The following is a 17,542-nucleotide window of genomic DNA, read 5'->3' as shown; positions in this document are numbered from 1 at the left end:
GGCCCCGCGATCATCGCGGTGTCACTTGCATGCGAGAGGGGCCGCTGACACATGACCGCAACGGAACACCGATCGACCGCGCTCGCCCACGATTCTCCTCCTGTCAGCCGTCTGCCGCTGCTCGATGTGCTGCGCGGGACAGCGATCCTCGGCACGCTCGCCACGAACGTGTGGCTGTTCACCGCCCCGCTGGGGGAGGTCACGCCGCTGTATTCCACCGAGTTGACGGTGTCGGCCTCCGGGGTCGGGCAGGTGGTGGAGAGCGTCTTCCGTTTCCTCGCCAACGGCAAGTTCCTTGCCCTGCTGGCCATCCTGTTCGGCGCTGGGCTCGCCATCCAATACGGTTCCGCGGCCCGCCGCGGCCGGCGCTGGCCGGGCACGTACCTGGCCCGAGCCCTGTTCCTGCTGGTGGAGGGGGCCCTCCACTTCGTGCTGGTGTTCGCGTGGGACGTGCTCATGGGGTATGCGGTGACCGGCCTGGTCGTCGCCTGGCTGCTCACCCGCTCTCCGCGGACGCGCCGCATCGTCCTGTGGACGGCGGCCACCGGGCACGTGCTGTTCATGACGCTGGTCACCGCGGCGCTGGCTACCGCCAACGTCCAGGAGCCGAGCGCCCGCGAAACCGCTGAGCTCACCGCGCTGTACGCCGAGGGAAGCTACCTGGAGCAGGTGCTGTTCCGCCTGGACCATGCGCTGCTGCTGCGCATCGAGCCGATCATCACTTTCGGGCTGCTGGTGGCGCTCTTCCTCATCGGCGTGGGCCTGCTGCGTGCCGGGGCGTTCCACCCGGACGTGTCCGGCCGACGGCTGCGGGTCCGGCTGGCCTGCTGGGGTCTGGGTGTGGGGCTTCCGCTGAACCTCGCCACCGCGCTCGGGGGTGCTGAGCTGTTCCTGCTCGACCGCTACGTGGCTGCCCCCGTGGTGGCGGTGGGCTACATCGGCCTGATCGGGGTCGTCGTGGACCGCCTGTCCAAATTCGGGGTGGTGGCGAACGCCTTCTCCGCCCTGGGCCGCACCGCTATGAGCGGCTACATCGCCCAGAACGTGGTGTGCGCCCTGCTGTGCTACGGGTTCGGGTTGGGGCTCGCGGCCCAGCTGGGCGGGGCCCAGCCGTGGTGGACGTTGGGCCTGTGGACCGCGGTCAGCCTGGGCCTGCTGGTCGGCGCTTCGCTGTGGCTGCGGCGCTTCCGGTACGGACCGCTGGAGTGGGTGCAGAAGTCCGTCGTCTCGCGGTTCACCGGTAGCCCGCGGCGTTGATCCGGCACCACCGTCGGTGGGGTCCCGTAACGGGGCCCCACCGGCGTTACGGCAGGAAACTCTGGATCAGGCGCCCACGGCAGCCTTGAGAGCGTCGACGCGGTCGGTGCGCTCCCAGGTGAAGTCGGGCAGCTCCCGGCCGAAGTGGCCGTAGACCGAGGTCTGGGAGTAGATGGGGCGCAGCAGGTCCAGGTCGCGGATGATCGCGGCGGGACGCAGGTCGAAGACCTCCAGCACCGCCTTCTCCAACTGCTCCGGGGCGACCTTCTCGGTGCCGAAGGTCTCCAGGAACACGCCGACCGGGTGGGCTTTGCCGATCGCGTAGGCGACCTGGACTTCGACTCGGTCGGCGAGCCCGGCGGCGACGATGTTCTTCGCGACCCAGCGGGTGGCGTACGCGGCGGAGCGGTCCACCTTGGACGGGTCCTTGCCGGAGAACGCGCCACCGCCGTGGCGGGCGTAGCCGCCGTAGGTGTCGACGATGATCTTGCGGCCGGTCAGCCCGGCGTCACCCATCGGGCCGCCGATCTCGAACCGTCCGGTGGGGTTGACGAGCAGTCGGTAGTTGTCGGCCTCCAGGTTGTAGCGGGCCACTACCGGGTCGACCACGTGCTCCTTGATGTCCGGGGTGAGCAGTTCCCGCAGGTCGATGTCGGGCGCGTGCTGGCTGGAGACCACCACGGTGTCCAACCGGACGGGCCGGTTCCCGTCGTACTCCACGGTGACCTGGGTCTTGCCGTCGGGCCGCAGGTAGGGGATGGTCCCGTCGCGGCGCACTTCAGCGAGTCGCTGCGACAGGGCGTGGGCCAGCGTGATCGGCAGCGGCATCAGCTCCGGGGTCTCGTTGTTGGCGTAGCCGAACATGAGGCCTTGGTCGCCTGCGCCCTGCCGGTCGAGGTCGTCGAAGATCTCTTCCTCCCGGGCCTCGTAGGCGTTGTCGACGCCCTGGGCGATGTCGGGTGACTGCCCGCCGATCGACACGGACACTCCGCAGGAGGCGCCGTCGAACCCCTTGGCCGAGGAGTCGTAGCCGATCTCCAGGATCTTCTCGCGGATGATGGTGGGAATGTCGACGTAGGTGGATGTGGTCACTTCGCCGGCGACGTGGACCAGGCCGGTCGTGATGAGGGTCTCCACCGCGACCCGGCTGTGGGGGTCATCCCTGAGCATCGAGTCGAGGATCGCGTCACTGATCTGGTCAGCGATCTTGTCGGGGTGGCCTTCGGTGACCGACTCGGAGGTGAAAAGTCGACGGGACACGGTGTGGGACTCCTTGCAGCGGCTGCTGGCTGACTTGTCGGTGCCGGCCGGTCCGGGGGCCCGGGAGAGCGCCTCGGCTGTTCCCGACCGACGCAGTTGGTTTACTGGTTCACTGTAGTGGGGATCAGCACATGCCGGACCGATTGTGCGGGTCGGATTGTGGATCGTGGCGCACTTCTCGCGCGCCCCGGCTCCCGGCAAACCTCCTCCGGAGCTGGCCGAGCTATTGTGCTACCGCCCAGTATCAGGGGTTTTGCTCACGGAGCCAAGACGTTCCACGACAAGATCCCATACCCGGTCGGCAAGGTTTTCCTTAGGACCGCGGGGGATCTCCACGGCTCGGCCGTCCCGGTCGAGGACCACCGCCTCGTTGTCCGGGGTGCCGAACGCGATCCCCTCTCCGACCTGGTTGACCACGATCAGGTCGCACCCCTTGCGCTGGAGCTTATTGCGGCCGTAGGCGACCGCGTTCTCCGTTTCCGCGGCGAAGCCGACGATGACCTGGTCCTTGCGGGGGCGGTTCCGGCTGAGTTCCGCGAGAATGTCCGGGTTCTCTACGAGGGTAATCGTGGGGGGCGGTCCCCCGGTCTTCTTGATCTTCCCGGCGGCCTTCGTGTCGGGGCGGAAGTCGGCGACCGCGGCAGCCATGACGACCGCGTCGGCGTCGGCAGCCGCAGCCAGCACTGCTTCGCGCATCTCCACAGCCGAGGTGACCGGAATCACGTCGGCTCCTGCCGGGGCGGGAAGCGCCACGTTCGCAGAGACGAGGGTGACGCGGGCGCCGCGCGCCACCGCGGTAGCGGCCAGTGCGTACCCTTGCCGCCCGCTCGACCGGTTCCCCAGGAAGCGGACCGGGTCGAGGGCCTCCCGCGTCCCGCCCGCGGAGACCACCACGTGCCGCCCGGTCAGGTCCGCGGCGAGGGTGCCGCGGGCGAGCACCCTGCGGGCCACGTCGAACAGCTCGGCGGGCTCCGGCAGCCGTCCTTTGCCGGTGTCGGCCCCGGTCAGCCGTCCCGTCGCCGGTTCCAGCACGATCGCTCCGCGCGCGCGGAGCGTGGCGACATTCTGCTGGGTGGCCGGGTGCTCCCACATCTCGGTGTGCATGGCGGGAGCGAACACGACCGGACAGCGCGCGGTGAGCAGCGTGTTGGTCAGCAGGTCGTCGGCCATGCCGTGGGCGGCGCGGGCGAGCAGGTCGGCGGTGGCGGGAGCCACGAAGACGAGGTCTGCCTGCTGTCCCAGCCGCACGTGGGGGACTTCGTGCACGTCCTGCCACACCTCGGTGGCGACCGGCTGGCCGGAGAGCGCCGCCCAGGTGGGCTCGCCCACGAAGCGGAGCGCGTCCCGGGTGGGGACCACCCGGACGTGGTGCCCGGACTCGGTGAGACGGCGCAGCAGTTCGCAGACCTTGTAGGCGGCGATCCCCCCGCCTACACCGAGAACGACCCGGGGTGCGCGCTGAGCCGCCATCGGTGGCACCGTCCCTTCTTGTCGCTGCACAACTAGTTCGGCTTCCCGCCGACCGTGACCTTATCCACCGCCCGTCTGGCGGAAACGGGCGGGGTGAGGTTCTCCGGTCGGGGGAAGCCGGCAGCGGGTACGGCTACGCTTCCTCCTGGGTTTCCGCGGTCAGGAGTCCTTCCCGGATCTCGCGCAGCGCAATGGACAGGGGCTTCTCCTGGGGCTGCGTCTCGACGAGCGGGCCCACGTACTCCAGCAGCCCCTCGCCCAGCTGGGCGTAGTAGGCGTTGATCTGCCGGGCCCGCTTGGCAGCCATGGTGACAAGGCTGTACTTGCTGTCGACGACCTCGAGGAGCTCGTCGATCGGCGGGTTGGTAATGCCTTCGGCAACAGGTGGTGTACCAGCCAAGGTGCCTAACCCCTCGACGATCGGTCGGCCCCGCGCGCACAGCGCGGCGGCCGGGAGTGCGGACGGAAGAAGGTTGCGAGGCGCGGACCGCTCCAGCGGTCCCGTGCCTGGAGTGGTCAGGCCGAGCGCCCCGGGACGCGCCTGGTCACTGTGTTGACGGCGCAGCTATCAAAGCTAGCAGTTCGTCGCAGACTTCGTGTACTGACGTGTTGACCAGGGTGACGTCGAATTCTTTTTCGGCGGCGAGTTCGATGCGGGCGGTCTCCAACCGGCGCTGGATGACCTCGGGGGATTCGGTGCCGCGCCCGGTGAGTCTGCGGACCAGCTCCTCCCAGGACGGCGGGGCGAGGAACACCAGGAACGCGTCGGGCATGTTGGCGCGCACCTGGCGTGCGCCGTTGAGATCGATCTCCAGCAGCACGGGCTGTCCGGCGGCGAGCCGCTTGAGCACCGGTTCGCGGGGGGTGCCGTAGCGGTTGCCGGCGAACTCGGCCCACTCCAGCAGTTCGTTCTCGGCAACCAGCCGGTCGAACTCGGCGTCGTCGACGAAGTAGTACTCGACCCCGTCGGTCTCGCCGGGACGCGGGGGCCGCGTGGTGACCGACACCGAGAGCCACACTTCGGGACGGCGGCGGCGCAGCTCTTTGACGACGGTGCTCTTTCCTACCCCGGAGGGACCAGACAGGACTGTGAGACGTTTCGGCTGGTCGTTACCGGCTCCGGACTCAACAGGCACTGATTCTCCGATTCCCGGCTCCCGCTGCGCACGGGATGGACGGTGGTTCGTCGCCGCGGCTTCGCGCCGCGGTGGATCTTTTTATACCAGTTCAACGGGGACCGGCTCGTCACCGCCGTGCAGCGACGAGCCGGTCCACACAGTAGCGGCGCGCACAGTGGGCGCGCCGTAGCTCCCCTGAACTACTGGCCGCCGAATTCGCTTTCCAGCGCGGCACGCTGGTTGGCGCCCAGGCCGCGGATCCGCCGCGACTCGGCGATGTTGAGCCGCTCCATGATCTGCTTGGCGCGGACTTTGCCTACGCCGGGGAGCGACTCGAGCAGGGCGGAGACCTTCATCTTGCCGATGACCTCGTTGGTCTGGCCGAGCTTGAGGACCTCGGTCAGCGAGATACCGCCGTGCTTGAGGCGGTGCTTGACCTCCGCGCGCTCTTTTCTGGCCTTCGCGGCCTTCTCAAGAGCCGCGGCGCGCTGTTCAGGAGTGAGGGGAGGAAGGGCCACGCCGGGTCACCTCGGTTTTCTCTCGTTTTCAGAGGGCGGACGCCTGCGCAAGTTAGTAGGTTCCGCCCCTCTTCGGCAACGCAAAGGCGCTTTTCATGCGCTATTTCCTTCAAGGAATTACGCTAAGCACCCTACCAATTACCCAATGTCGTCAATTTGTAGGTTTTCTGCCTGCTTGACAATCCGGACAGAGCCCCGGACACCACTGACGACATTGACGTGAGGTTCGCCACATCAACGCCAGAAAACCGTATTTCGGACGAAGAAACCGGGAACCGATGGATGACCGTAACAGATCCTGGCCGGTCAGGAGGGGGACGCCCCGGTTTTTTGGAGCTCTGCGGCGAGCGCCGCAGCCGCCGCCCCCGGATCCGGTGCGCGGGTAATGGGCCGTCCGATGACCAGCAGGTCCGCCCCGGCCGCCAGCGCCGCCTCGGGAGTCGCCACCCGCGCCTGGTCCCCCTGGGCGGCCCCGGCCGGCCGCACCCCCGGGGTGATGAGCGTGACGTCCGGGCCGACCTCGGCGCGGACCATAGCCGCCTCCTGCGGGGAGCACACCAAGGCCCGGGCCCCCGCCTCCACTGCGAGCACCGCAAGCCGGCGCACCGCGTCCCTCGCCGGGCCGCGCATCCCCACCGCGCCGAGCGCGGCCTCGTCCAGCGACGTCAGCACGGTCACCGCGGCGATCCGCGTCTCGGGTGCCGCCTCCACCGCGGCGCGGACCATGTCGGCGCCTCCGGCCGCATGCACGGTGAGGAACGCCGGAGCAAGCCCGGCCACCGATCGGGCAGCGCCCGCGACCGTGGCGGGGATGTCGTGCAGTTTCAGGTCGAGGAACAGCGCGGTCTCCCGCGCACCGCGCACGGCCTCCACAACCGCGGGCCCGTAGCGCAGGTACAGCTCCAGCCCGACTTTCAGGGTGCTGACGTGCGGGGCGACCGCGGCGGCCCAGCGGGAAGCGGTCTCCACATCCGGGGCGTCGAGCGCGACGGCGATGGGTGCGGCCAACAGTGGTCCTCCTTCGTGTCGTGGTTGTTTTCCGCGTCCCGCCGCACGCGGCAGGGCACGGAACAGGCGCGCCGCTGGATACGGCGCTCCGGCCTCCTAGCGCATCGGGCGCGGCGGACGGCAGCAGTCCGCCCGGGACACCGTATGCCGCATCCCGACCGCGTGCCGCAGAGAACCCGCTCAACGCGTTCTCTGCGGCACGGCATCCGGCGGCAGAGGAAAAACTCGCGCGCAGCAGCGCAGGACGTTACCGCGCGTTTCAGCGCGGTGTGGGTGCCCGCCACGCCGGGGGAAGCGGCAGGCCGCTCATCCCGCGGCCACGCCGAGGCCTCCCATCCCATGGTGGGCGGCCCCGATCAGCGACTCGACCCGCTCCACTCCCCGGTCGATCAGCTCCCGCTCCAGTTCCCGCAGCACGCGCATGCACGCCGAAGGGTCGTGGAAGAGCGCGGTCCCGACCGCTACTGCGCTCGCCCCGGCTAGCAGGAACTCCAGCGCGTCCCGGCCGGTGCCGATCCCGCCCATCCCGATGATGGGCACCTCCGGGTATGCGGCATGCACCTGGTAGACGCAGGCGACCGCGATCGGCCGGATCGCGGGACCGGACAGGCCGCCCATCCCCCCGGCCACGGCGGGACGCATCGTGTCGACGTCGATGACCATGCCCCGCACCGTGTTGACGAGGGCCAGCCCGTCGGCGCCCGCAGCCACGCACTTGCCGGCGAGCGCCACCAGGTCGGCGACGTCCGGGGAGAGTTTCGCGAACACCGGGATGTCGGACCGTGCGGTCTCCCGCACCGCCGCCACCACCTGGGCTGCGGCCTCGGGGTCCGCGGTGAAATGCTCGCCCCCGCGGCTCAAGTCCGGGCTGGACAGGTTCACTTCGATCGCGGTGACCCCGGGAGCTTCGGAGAGCCGCTGGGCGAGCGTGACGTACTCGTCGACACTCCCCCCGGCCACCGACACCACGGCACGCGCCCCGCGGGAGAGCAGCCACGGCAGGTCCCGCTGCACGAACACGTCGATGCCTGGCCCCTGCAAGCCAACCGTGCTGAGCACCCCGCTCGGGGTCTCGGCGATACGCGGCGCAGGCCAGCCGGCCCGCGGCTCCACGGTGACCGACTTGGTGACCACCGCGCCGATCCGCGCAATGTCGAAGAACCGCGCCAGCTCCCGCCCGGCCCCGGCGCATCCGGCCGCGGTCACCACCGGGTTGGCCAGCTCCAGTTCCCCCAGCCTGACCCGCAGATCGGGAATCATCGCCGCTGTCTCCGCCACCGTCTCCGCGTCCAAGGGCATCGTCACTCACCCAGCCTCGCGGGCCTGGTCCTCGACGCTCCGCGCCTTCCAGCCAGGGGCTCCTAGAGCGTCGAACGGAACTGTACCGACGTCGTCGAACCGCACCCGCTCGCCCCGGAACACGGGGCCGTCCACGCAGGCGCGCGCCATCCGGGTGATCCCGTCCTCGCCGACCACCGGGACCACGCACGACATGCAGATCCCGGTGCCGCAGGCCATGGTCTCCTCCACGGACACCTGGATCGGGATGCCGTAGTGCATCGCGATCGCAGTGACTTCGCGCAGCATCGGCATCGGGCCGCACGCGTACACCACGTCGGAGTAGGCTTCCTCGATCACCTGGGCGAGCACGTCGGTGACCCGGCCCTTGGTGCCCAGCGAACCGTCGTCGGTGGTGAAAGTCGCGGTCTCCGCGATCCGGCGCGCGGTCATCGCGTTGAACACCCGTGAGGCGGTGGCCCCGCCCAGGACGAAGTCCACGCGGCAGCCGCGCCGCCGCAGCGCGTGGGCGAGCGGGAACAGCGGGACACTGCCGGAGCCGCCGCCGACGAGGACGCAGTTGACCGGGTCGCGCGGCAGCGGGAACGGCCGCCCCAGCGGGCCGATGATGTCGAGCAGGTCGCGGGAGCGCCGCTCCGCCAGCCAGGCGGTCCCCTTGCCGCGCACCGTGAACAGGAACTCCACGGTGCCGCCGTAGTCGGGTTTGACCTCGTGGATCGCGAACATCCGCCGGGTGAGCATGGCGGAGTGCTCGCCGCCGACCGCCACAGCCACGAACTGCCCTGACCGGAACCGCTCCGCAATCCCCGGAGCGACCACCGTGATGGCGTGGTAGGCGTCCACCTGCCGCACCGTCAGTACCGGGCTGCTCATCTGCACCGGCCGCACGTCACTCACTGAGAGGGTCCCCTCCCGGTCTCCACCATCGCTTCGAGCGCTTCCCGGACGTCGTTGCGACGGGCCGCGAGGGGGCCCGCGGAGAAACCCCGCTCCCCGGGCGCTCGCTGTCCCATTGTTCCGCAACCGGCTGCCCCTCGGGGACGGGAATGCCCGCCCGCCCCGAGGGGCAGCGGTCGACCCTACGCGGTCGCCTGCGATGCGTCGCGCAGCCGCTGGGCGTGCTCCTGGAGCGAACGCACCTGGATCCTGCCGTTGACCAGCGACTCGATGGCTTGCACGGCGGCGGCCAGGCCTTGGACCGTGGTCACGCTGGGCACGCCGCGCGCCACTGCGGCGGTGCGGATCTCGTAGCCGTCCAGGCGCGGTCCGGACTGGCCGGGGCCGCCGAACGGCGTGTTGACGATGAGATCCACTTCACCGTTGTGGATGCGCTGCACAATGGTCGGCTCCCCGTCCGGTCCAGGCCCTTCGCTGTGCTTGCGCACCACGCGGGCCTGCACCCCGTGGCGGCGCAGCGCCAGCGCGGTGCCTTCCGTGGCCAGGATCTCGAACCCGAGGTCGGCCAGCCGCCGGACCGGGAAGATCATGGTGCGCTTGTCGCGGTTGGCCACGGAGACGAACACGGTTCCCGACGTGGGGAACGTGCCGTAGGTGGCCAGTTGGGACTTGGCGAACGCGGTGCCGAAGTCCACGTCCAAGCCCATGACTTCACCGGTGGAGCGCATCTCCGGGCCCAGGACGGTGTCCACGCCCTGGCCGTGGCGGTCAATGAAGCGGTTGAACGGCAGGACCGCTTCCTTGACGGCGACCGGTGCGTCCGGGGGCAGAGTGCCGCCGTCGCCGTGCCGCGGCAGCAGGCCCTCGTCGCGCAGCTCCTGGATGGTCGCCCCCAGCATGATCCGGGCTGCAGCCTTGGCCAGGGGGACCGCGGTGGCCTTGGACACGAACGGCACGGTGCGCGACGCCCGCGGGTTGGCTTCGAGCACGTAGAGTTCGCCGGCGGAGAGCGCGTACTGCACGTTGATCAGGCCGCGCACCCCCACCCCGGCGGCGATGGCCTCCGTGGAGTAGCGGATGCGTTCAATGTCCTCCTGGCCCAGGGTGATCGCGGGCAGAGCGCAGGCGGAGTCGCCGGAGTGGATGCCCGCCTCCTCGATGTGCTCCATGACACCGCCCAGGTACAGTTCGGTGCCGTCGTAGAGGGCGTCCACGTCGATCTCGATGGCTTCGTCGAGGAAGCGGTCCACCAGCACCGGGTGTTCGGCACTGACTTCCGCGTTGCGCTCGATGTAGTCGGCGAGCATGGCCTCGTTGTAGACGATCTCCATGCCGCGGCCGCCGAGCACGTAGGAGGGGCGAACCAGCACCGGGTAGCCGATCTCTTCGGCGATGGCCCGGGCTTCGTCGAAGGACTGGGCGGTGCCGTGCTTGGGGGCGGGCAGCCCGGCTTTGGCCAGGACCCGGCCGAACTCGCCGCGGTCTTCGGCCAGGTCGATCGCCTCGGGGCTGGTGCCCACGATCGGCACCCCGGCTTCTTTGAGCTTCTTGGCCAGGCCGAGCGGGGTCTGGCCGCCCAGTTGCACGATCACGCCGACGACTTCGCCGGTCTGCTGTTCGGCGCGCACCACTTCGAGCACGTCTTCCAGGGTCAGCGGCTCGAAGTACAGCCGGTCGCTGGTGTCGTAGTCGGTGGAGACCGTCTCAGGGTTGCAGTTGACCATGACGGTCTCGTAGCCGGCCTCCGACAGGGCGAAGGACGCGTGGACGCAGCTGTAGTCGAACTCCACGCCCTGGCCGATCCGGTTGGGTCCGGAGCCGAGGATGATGACCTTGGGCTTGCTGCTGGGCGGGACCTCGGTCTCCTCGTCGTAGCTGGAGTACAGGTAGGGCGTGGTCGCGGGGAACTCGGCGGCGCAGGTGTCCACGGCCAGGTAGACCGGGTGCACGTCGAGGGCGTCGCGCAGCTCCCGCACGACTTCTTCGGAGCGGCCGGTGATCTCGCCGATCTGCGCGTCGGAGAAGCCGAGCTGTTTGGCGGAGCGCAGCAGGTCCGCGTCGAGGCGGGGCGCGGCGGCGAGTTCGCGGGCCTTCTCGTCCAACCGGAGGATCTGGTCGAGGAACCACGGGTCGATCTTGGTGGCCTCGTGGAGTTCCGCGACCGTGGCCCCGGCCCGCAGGGCCTGCTGGACTTGGCGCAGCCGGTGTTCGCTGGGGGTCCGGACCGCCCGCAGCAGCTCCTCTTTGTCCCCGGGGTCTCCTGTCCAGGTGAAGGAGCTGCCTTTCTTCTCCAGCGACCGCATGGCCTTCTGCAGCGCTTCGGGGAAGGACCGGCCGATCGCCATGACTTCGCCGACCGACTTCATGGTGGTGGTCAGGCCGGAGTCGGCGCCGGGGAACTTCTCGAACGCGAACCGCGGCACTTTGACGACGACGTAGTCCAGGGTCGGCTCGAAGCTGGCCAGCGTCTTGGCGGTGATGTCGTTGGTGATCTCGTCGAGGGTGTAGCCGACGGCGAGCTTGGCCGCGATCTTCGCGATGGGGAACCCGGTGGCTTTGGACGCCAGCGCCGAGGACCGGGAGACGCGCGGGTTCATCTCGATGACGATGGTCCGCCCGGTCTCGGGGTGGACCGCGAACTGGATGTTGCAGCCGCCGGTGTCGACCCCGACTTCGCGGATGATGGCGATCCCCAGGTCGCGCAGCCGCTGGTATTCGCGGTCGGTGAGCGTCATCGCGGGGGCGACCGTGATGGAGTCGCCGGTGTGCACGCCCATGGGGTCGAGGTTCTCGATGGAGCAGACGACGATCACGTTGTCGTTGGCGTCGCGCATCAGCTCCAGCTCGTATTCCTTCCAGCCGAGGATGGACTCCTCAAGGAGCACCTCGGTGGTCGGGGAGAGCGCGAGCCCTTGCCCCGCGATGCGGCGCAGCTCCTCCTCGTTGTGGGCGAACCCGGAGCCGGCGCCGCCCAGGGTGAAGGAGGGGCGGACCACGACCGGATAGTTCAGTTCTTCGGCGGCGGCCAGGCACTCTTCGATGGAGTGGCAGATCACCGAGCGGGCCGACTCGCCACCGACCCGCTCCACGACGCGTTTGAAGCTGTCGCGGTCTTCCCCGGCCTGGATGGCGTCGATGTTGGCGCCGATCAGTTCGACCCCGTACTTGTCGAGCACCCCGGCCTCGTGCAGCGCCACCGCGGTGTTGAGCGCGGTCTGGCCGCCCAGGGTGGGCAGCAGCGCATCGGGACGCTCCTTGGCGATGATCTTCTCGACCATCTCCGGGGTGATGGGTTCCACGTAGGTGGCGTCCGCGAATTCGGGGTCGGTCATGATCGTGGCCGGGTTGGAGTTGACCAGGATCACCCGCAGCCCTTCGGCTTTGAGCACCCGGCACGCCTGAGTGCCCGAGTAGTCGAATTCGCACGCCTGGCCGATGACGATCGGCCCGGAGCCGATCACGAGCACAGACGAAAGATCAGTACGGCGCGGCATAGTCGTCGGTATTCCTCAGGTATCGCAAATCACGTCAGGGGTGGCGGCCCGCCAGCAGTCCCGGCGGGCAACGCCGAGCTGCGCGACACAGGTCAGGCGCGCGCGGCCTCGCGGGCCTGCCGGTGGGCGGTCATCATCTCCACGAAGGTGTCGAACACGTCCGCGGCGTCGTGGGGCCCGGAGGCGGCCTCCGGGTGGAACTGGGTGCTGAGCGCGGGGCGGTCGAGCAGCCGCAGTCCTTCCACCACGCCGTCGTTGAGGCCGATGTAGCTCACTTCGGCGCGGCCGTAGGGAGTGTCGAACGGGCCGTCGAGGGGCGCGCGGACCGCGAATCCGTGGTTCTGGCTGGTGATGTAGACGCGCCCGGTCCGGGTCTCGCGGACCGGGTGGTTGGCGCCGCGGTGGCCGAAGGGCAGCTTGTAGGTCTCCAGGCCGAGGGCGCGTCCCAGGATCTGGTTGCCGAAGCAGATGCCGAGCAGCGGGGTGCCCGCGTCCAGGATGCCGCGCATGGTCTCCACCACGGCGTCGGCGGCGGCAGGGTCGCCGGGGCCGTTGCTGAAGAACACGCCGTCCGGGTTGAGGGCGAGGATCTGCTCGGCCGTGGTGTGGGCAGGCAGCACCCGCACTTCGCAGCCGCGTTCGGCGAGCCGCTGCGGGGTCATCGCTTTGATGCCGAGGTCGACCGCTGCGACGGTGAAGCGGACGGGGACGCCGTCCGGCGGGCGGACCGTGTACGGCTCGGCGGTGGTGACCTCTCCGGCCAGGTTCGCGCCGACCATCTGCGGGCTGGCGAGGACGCGTTCCCGCAGCTTGTCCGGGTCGGTTTCCACGGTGCTGATGGCGGCGCGCATCACACCCTTGTCGCGCAGGTGGCGGGTGAGCGCCCGGGTGCCGGAGAGGGCGATGCCGACGACTCCTTGGCGGCGCAGTTCCTCTTCGAGGGTGCGCTGGGCCCGCCAGTTCGAGACGATGCGGGAGGGTTCGCGGACGACGTATCCGGACACCCAGATCCGGTGGGATTCGGCGTCGTCGTCGTTGACCCCCGTGTTGCCGATGTGCGGTGCGGTCATCACCACGATCTGGCGGTGGTAGGAGGGGTCGGTGAGGACCTCCTGGTATCCGGTCATTCCGGTGTGGAACACGATTTCACCGAAGGTCTCCCCTTCTGCACCGAAGGAGACCCCGTGGAAGACTCGGCCGTCCTCCAGGACCAGGATCGCGGGTACCTGCACGTTCTTGTTCCCCTCTGCGGGCATGGTGGTTGTCTGGTCGCTCTGGCGCTGGGCGTCCGCTGCTGCGGTGGGCAGGCGGACGGCTGCTGGGGCGTGGTGACTGGTGCTCACTGAATCTTCCCGTCGAGAACGGTGGGTACCCCGCGGAGGAAGGTGGCGAGGACACGTCCGGGCAGGGTCATTCCGGCGAAGGGCGTGTTGCGGCTCTTCGACACCATCGTCGCAGGGTCGATCACGCGCGTCGCCGTGGGATCGTACAAGGTGAGGTTGGCGGGTTCTCCCACGGCGATGGGGCGGCCCTGGTCGGTGAGGCGTCCGATGCGGGCGGGGGTGGCGGACATGCGCTGCGCCACTCCGGCCCAGTCGAGGAGGCCGGTGTCGACCATGGTGTGCTGGACCACCGACAGCGCGGTTTCCAGGCCGATCATGCCCATGGCGGCCTGGTTCCACTCGGTTTCTTTGGCTTCGCTGGGGTGGGGGGCGTGGTCGGTGGCGACGATGTCGATCGTGCCGTCCGCCAGTCCTTCACGCAGCGCTTCGACGTCTTCCGCGGTGCGCAGGGGCGGGTTGACCTTGTAGACCGGGTCGTAGCTCTCGGCGAGCTCGTCGGTGAGCAGCAGGTGGTGCGGGGTCACTTCGGCGGTGACGTCGCAGCCGCGGCTCTTGGCCCAGCGGATGATCTGCACCGACCCCTTGGTAGAGACGTGGCAGACGTGCAGCCGCGAGCCGACGTGCTCGGCGAGCAGGCAGTCCCGGGCGATGATCGCTTCTTCGGCGACGGCGGGCCAGCCGGCGAGCCCCAGGCGGTCGGAGACGACGCCTTCGTTCATCTGGGCGCCTTCGGTGAGGCGCGGTTCTTGGGCGTGCTGGGCGATGACGCCGTCGAACGCTTTGACGTATTCCAGGGCGCGGCGCATGAGCTGGGCGTCGGAGACGCACATGCCGTCGTCGGAGAAGACCCGGACTTTGGCCGGGGAGTCCGCCATGGCGCCGAGTTCGGCGAGGCGTTCGCCTTTCAGGCCGACGGTGACCGCCCCGACCGGGTGGACGTCGCAGTATCCGGCGTCCCGGCCCAGCCGCCAGACCTGTTCGACGACGCCGGCAGTGTCGGCGACGGGGTCGGTGTTGGCCATGGCGAAGACGGCGGTGTAGCCGCCCATGGCGGCGGCCCGCGACCCGGTGGCGACGGTTTCTGCGTCTTCGCGTCCAGGCTCCCGCAGGTGGGTGTGGAGGTCGACGAGTCCGGGCAGGGCAATGGCCCCGGCGGCGTCGACCACTTCGGCGCCGTCAGCGGGGAGGTCGGGGCCGATCGCGTCGATACGGCCGTGGGCGAGCAGCAGGTCGGTGGGCTCGCCCCCGAGGATGCGGGCGTTGCGGATCAGGTAGCGCGTGGTGGTCGTCATCGGGGCTCCCCCTGGTTTCCCGGTCTGTGGATGGCACCGCCGAGCAGCAGGTACAGCACGGCCATGCGGACGCTGACACCGTTGGTCACCTGTTCGGTGACGGTGGAGCGGGCGGAGTCGGCGACCTCCGCGGAGATCTCCATGCCGCGGACCATGGGGCCCGGGTGCATGACGATGGCGTGGTCGGCCATCCGTGCCAGGCGGTCGGCGTCCAGGCCGTAGCGGCGGCTGTATTCGCGCGCGGAGGGGAAGAACGAGGAGTGCATCCGCTCGGCCTGCACCCGCAGCATCATGACGACGTCGCTCTTGGGCAGGACTTCGTCGAGGTCGTAGGAGACCGCGCAGGGCCAGGTGTCGACGGAGACGGGCAGCAGGGTGGGCGGGGCGACCAAGGTGACCTCGGCGCCGAGGGTGGTGAGCAGCAGCACGTTGGAGCGGGCGACGCGGCTGTGCCGGATGTCGCCGACGATGGCGACCCGCAGGCCTTCGACGCGGCCGAGCCGTTCCCGCATGGTGTAGGCGTCGAGCAGCGCCTGGGTGGGGTGCTCGTGGGTGCCGTCGCCGGCGTTGATGACGACGCCGTCCACCCAGTCGGCGAGGCGGCGCGCCGCTCCGGGGGCGCTGTGCCGGATGACGACCCCGTCGGCGCCCATGGCCTGCAGGGTCAGCGCGGTGTCTTTGAGGCTTTCTCCTTTGGAGACGCTGGAGCCGCGGGCGGAGAAGTTGATGACGTCCGCCGACATGCGTTTGGCGGCGGCTTCGAAGGAGATCCGGGTGCGCGTGGAGTCTTCGTAGAACAGGTTGACGACGGTGCGGCCGCGCAGGGTCGGCAGCTTCTTCACGGAGCGTTCGCTGACCTGGGAGAGTTCCCGCGCGGTGTCGAGGATGAGCAGGGCCTCGTCTCGGGTGAGGTCTCCGGCGGAAAGCAGGTGCTGCATCAGCGTGCTCCTCCCGGGGTGGCTGCGGCGGACTCGGGCGCTCCGGGACGGGGCTTGGCGGGGCCGATGAGGACCGCGTCGCGCCCGTGGAGTTCTTCGAGCAGCACGGTGACGCTTTCGCGGAGCGAGGTGGGCAGGTTCTTCCCCACGTAGTCGGCGCGGATGGGGAGTTCCCGGTGGCCGCGGTCGACGAGGACCGCCAGTTGCACGGCGCGCGGGCGTCCCAGGTCGTTGAGGGCGTCCAGGGCGGCGCGGACCGTGCGGCCGGAGAAGAGCACGTCGTCGACGAGGACTACGGTCCGCCCGTCGACGCCTTCGGGGGGAATGTCGGTGCTGCCGAGGGCGCGGGCCGGGGCGAGCCGCAGGTCGTCGCGGTACATGGTGATGTCGAGGGCGCCCCAGGGGACCGGGCGCTGTTCGACGCGTTCGATGCGTTCGGCGAGCCGCTGCGCGAGGGGCACGCCTCCGGTGCGGATGCCCAGAAGGGTGAGGTCGTGGCCCCCTTTGGTGCGTTCGAGGATCTCGTGGGCGATGCGGGTCAGCGCCCGGGAGATCTCGGGGCCTTCCAGAACCGCTCGTCGCTGGTCTGGTCGCTCACCGCCGGCATGGTTGTGGGCATGCACAAGCGGACCTCCTTCCCTGCCTCACTGGACAGGTCGTTAAAGGACGTCGGACGGCTCTCACGGTACCAGCGACGACTTTCCGCGCATGACGTAGCATGGGCCCAACATCCAGGGATTATGAGAGTAATCACACTCTTAGATCTTGACTCTGCGCAATCTTTCGGATTCGGAAGGTACGCTTTCTTTACGTGGTGACGAGATGAGCAGGGAAGGAACCTCGCAGGAGGTGACATTCAGGAAAAATCGACCAGGGTGTTATGTCCTGTTGAGGAGACCTATGAGAGTCGTCTCACTTACACACAGTTTGGCCACTGAATCGTCGCGTTTTCACCCAACGGCTTGACCTGAGCACTCTTCCCGCCCTACCGTCACTGTGCGTAACCATTGTGGGGGTGTGATGCCGCGAGTCGCCGACTGAGCCGCACTAGGTCGGTGTGATGCGACGGGGTTCTCCACCGGACCCGCAGCGGATCCCGCCTCCTGTTTCAGCCACTTTTCATGCCGGGGAGCACGAAAGAATGCCACCATCGGAATACGCGAAAGCTCTGGGTGCCCGACTGCGTGCCATCCGTACGCAACAGGGACTGTCCCTGCACGGAGTAGAGGAGAAGTCGCAGGGGCGGTGGAAGGCTGTCGTCGTCGGTTCCTACGAGCGCGGTGACCGCGCGGTCACGGTCCAGAAGCTGGCCGACCTCGCCGAGTTCTACGGCGTGCCGATGTCGGAGCTTCTGCCGGGCGAGCCCGCACCCGCCCCGCTGGGTCCGACGCCCAAGCTGGTCATCGACCTGGAGCGCATGCAGCAACTGCCCAAGGAGAAGGCCGGGCCCCTCGCCCGTTACGTGGCCACCATCCAGAGCCAGCGCGGCGACTACAACGGCCGGGTGCTGTCCATCCGCCAGGAGGATCTGCGTTCGCTGGCGGTCATCTACGACCGGTCGCCCGCTGAACTGACCGAAGAGTTCATCAACTGGGGCGTCCTCGACCCCGAGGCGCGGCGCGCAGTGGAAGCCTTCTAAGGCTCGCGC

Annotated in this window: 15 protein-coding genes; 2 read left to right on the top strand and 13 right to left on the bottom strand. The window is 69.3% G+C overall.

Annotation, left to right across the window (positions count from 1 at the left end):
* Window positions 1-51 precede the first annotated feature (51 nt).
* Window positions 52-1,257, top strand: a complete 1,206-nt coding sequence (locus TFU_RS05325) for a DUF418 domain-containing protein (RefSeq protein ID WP_011291513.1) — start codon at window positions 52-54, stop codon at window positions 1,255-1,257.
* Window positions 1,258-1,323: 66 nt separating this feature from the next.
* Here the strand turns inward: TFU_RS05325 and metK are convergent, their stop codons facing one another.
* From metK to pyrR, 13 genes are all read right to left on the bottom strand, one after another.
* Window positions 1,324-2,517, bottom strand: coding sequence for a methionine adenosyltransferase (gene metK / locus TFU_RS05320; RefSeq protein ID WP_011291512.1), 1,194 nt, complete (start codon window positions 2,515-2,517; stop codon window positions 1,324-1,326).
* Between the two features lie 231 nt (window positions 2,518-2,748).
* Window positions 2,749-3,987, bottom strand: a complete 1,239-nt coding sequence (gene coaBC, locus TFU_RS05315; RefSeq protein WP_011291511.1) for a bifunctional phosphopantothenoylcysteine decarboxylase/phosphopantothenate--cysteine ligase CoaBC — start codon at window positions 3,985-3,987, stop codon at window positions 2,749-2,751.
* 133 nt (window positions 3,988-4,120) lie between these two features.
* Window positions 4,121-4,387, bottom strand: a complete 267-nt coding sequence (rpoZ, locus tag TFU_RS05310) for a DNA-directed RNA polymerase subunit omega (RefSeq protein WP_011291510.1) — start codon at window positions 4,385-4,387, stop codon at window positions 4,121-4,123.
* A gap of 145 nt (window positions 4,388-4,532) precedes the next feature.
* Window positions 4,533-5,123 carry a guanylate kinase gene (gene gmk / locus TFU_RS05305; protein WP_011291509.1) on the bottom strand — a complete coding sequence of 197 codons (591 nt, stop codon included), beginning with the start codon at window positions 5,121-5,123 and terminating at the stop codon, window positions 4,533-4,535.
* A 182-nt stretch (window positions 5,124-5,305) separates the two neighbouring features.
* Entirely contained in the window at window positions 5,306-5,623 is a 318-nt protein-coding gene (mihF, locus tag TFU_RS05300; protein WP_011291508.1) for an integration host factor, actinobacterial type, read from the bottom strand.
* A 306-nt stretch (window positions 5,624-5,929) separates the two neighbouring features.
* On the bottom strand, window positions 5,930-6,631 hold the full coding sequence (gene pyrF, locus TFU_RS05295) for an orotidine-5'-phosphate decarboxylase (RefSeq protein ID WP_011291507.1): 702 nt from the start codon (window positions 6,629-6,631) through the stop codon (window positions 5,930-5,932).
* Between the two features lie 306 nt (window positions 6,632-6,937).
* Entirely contained in the window at window positions 6,938-7,891 is a 954-nt protein-coding gene (locus TFU_RS05290; protein WP_038043548.1) for a dihydroorotate dehydrogenase, read from the bottom strand.
* A gap of 45 nt (window positions 7,892-7,936) precedes the next feature.
* On the bottom strand, window positions 7,937-8,827 hold the full coding sequence (locus TFU_RS05285; RefSeq protein WP_011291505.1) for a dihydroorotate dehydrogenase electron transfer subunit: 891 nt from the start codon (window positions 8,825-8,827) through the stop codon (window positions 7,937-7,939).
* 182 nt (window positions 8,828-9,009) lie between these two features.
* Window positions 9,010-12,321, bottom strand: a complete 3,312-nt coding sequence (carB, locus tag TFU_RS05280; RefSeq protein WP_011291504.1) for a carbamoyl-phosphate synthase large subunit — start codon at window positions 12,319-12,321, stop codon at window positions 9,010-9,012.
* Between the two features lie 92 nt (window positions 12,322-12,413).
* Window positions 12,414-13,577 (bottom strand): glutamine-hydrolyzing carbamoyl-phosphate synthase small subunit, encoded by a 1,164-nt coding sequence (gene carA / locus TFU_RS05275; protein ID WP_038043546.1) that lies wholly within the window; start codon window positions 13,575-13,577, stop codon window positions 12,414-12,416.
* 83 nt (window positions 13,578-13,660) lie between these two features.
* The gene (locus TFU_RS05270) at window positions 13,661-14,956 is read right to left on the bottom strand and encodes a dihydroorotase (RefSeq protein WP_011291502.1); all 1,296 of its coding nucleotides are present in this window, start codon (window positions 14,954-14,956) and stop codon (window positions 13,661-13,663) included.
* Entirely contained in the window at window positions 14,953-15,894 is a 942-nt protein-coding gene (locus tag TFU_RS05265; protein ID WP_011291501.1) for an aspartate carbamoyltransferase catalytic subunit, read from the bottom strand. The genes TFU_RS05270 and TFU_RS05265 overlap by 4 nt, the downstream gene beginning before the upstream one ends.
* Window positions 15,894-16,517, bottom strand: coding sequence for a bifunctional pyr operon transcriptional regulator/uracil phosphoribosyltransferase PyrR (gene pyrR / locus TFU_RS05260; RefSeq protein WP_011291500.1), 624 nt, complete (start codon window positions 16,515-16,517; stop codon window positions 15,894-15,896). The genes TFU_RS05265 and pyrR overlap by 1 nt, the downstream gene beginning before the upstream one ends.
* A gap of 518 nt (window positions 16,518-17,035) precedes the next feature.
* On the opposite strand from pyrR, the gene TFU_RS05255 reads away from it, so the two are divergent.
* Complete coding sequence (locus tag TFU_RS05255; protein ID WP_011291499.1) at window positions 17,036-17,533, top strand: transcriptional regulator BldD; 498 nt, start codon at window positions 17,036-17,038, stop codon at window positions 17,531-17,533.
* Window positions 17,534-17,542: the final 9 nt, after the last annotated feature.

The organism is Thermobifida fusca YX (assembly GCF_000012405.1).
GTDB lineage: Bacteria > Actinomycetota > Actinomycetes > Streptosporangiales > Streptosporangiaceae > Thermobifida > Thermobifida fusca.
The sequence above is the reverse complement of the archived record's forward strand: the minus strand, read 5'-3'. Positions and strand labels throughout refer to the sequence as shown.